The organism is Acinetobacter sp. LT1, assembly GCF_059800965.1.
The window spans coordinates 1-586 of record NZ_JBBAXE010000039.1 but is presented as its reverse complement, the minus strand read 5'-3'; the positions used below and the strand labels follow the sequence as shown (position 1 = coordinate 586).

Annotated in this window: 1 pseudogene; it reads right to left on the bottom strand. The window is 39.9% G+C overall.

Features of this window, described 5'->3' with window-relative positions:
• Positions 1–586: pseudogene (locus tag WBW42_RS18755) on the bottom strand (hemagglutinin); the annotation flags it as partial.

Sequence of the window (586 nt, the reverse complement as noted above, 5' to 3'; positions counted from 1 at the left end):
TCCTGAACTATACAGGTTGAGATCTTTACCCGCATAGATCGTCCCACCTTGAAGATCAATCAGGTTTTGAATATTAGCCGAATTTGCTTGTAGGTTGATTGAACCTAATGATGCCTGTATATGGTTCTCTGTAAGTGATAACTTACCATTACTTAAAACATTTAAATCTTTGGCAGCAATCAGTTTTGCGCCTTTGGCTGCGACCAAGTCTTTTTGTACTTGTATGGTTGCTGTACCACGGTTACTTTTGAGTTCCGATCCAGCGGCAAGATTGATATTTGCTGCATCAATATAGACATCCCCTCCTTGTGAATCATCCATAATGCGGGTATCTGCTGCCAGATTGATATTACCTTTGGCATTAACAATTAAAGGTGACGAAGCTAAGCTGCCGTTATTAATAATAATTTCTTTAGCATTTACATTCAGGTTATTGCCTGAATCGATATTTAAGGCACTATTACTGTTAATACTGCCTGATGAGTTGATATCGGCAGCTGCACCCGTACCCGTTGTTTGTATGTTCACTAAACCTTGGGTTTTACTGGTCGAACTGATTGTGCCACTGTGTTCAATTTTTCCGGCA